Source organism: Streptomyces sp. P9(2023) (genome assembly GCF_032436795.1).
GTDB lineage: Bacteria > Actinomycetota > Actinomycetes > Streptomycetales > Streptomycetaceae > Streptomyces.
In genome coordinates this window covers 1-243 of record NZ_JAUPWM010000783.1, presented here as the reverse complement: position 1 = coordinate 243, position 243 = coordinate 1, and the positions used below count along the sequence as shown (strand labels likewise).

Sequence of the window (243 nt, the reverse complement as noted above, 5' to 3'; positions counted from 1 at the left end):
CCGCACCCTATCCGGGCACCTTCCTCTACAAGCAGGCGAAGGAGAACGGCTGGTTCGCGTCGGACATTGATCTTCTGACCGACGACGGCACGCAGATCGCTCCGCTCAACTATCCGCATCTCGGCCACACCGAGATCTTTGATTCGGTGGAGGATTTTTACAAGAAGTTCTACTTCCGCCCGTCGAAGATCATGGAGATCGTCGGCGGTGACGACCAGCTTACGAGACAATCATGTCTTCGCG

The 243-nt window shown here is 56.4% G+C and carries 1 protein-coding gene; it reads left to right on the top strand.

Annotation, left to right across the window (positions count from 1 at the left end; translation table 11 throughout):
* Positions 1-243, top strand: a 243-nt coding sequence (locus Q5762_RS39440; RefSeq protein WP_315897138.1) for a hypothetical protein, incomplete at both ends; no start/stop codon positions are given.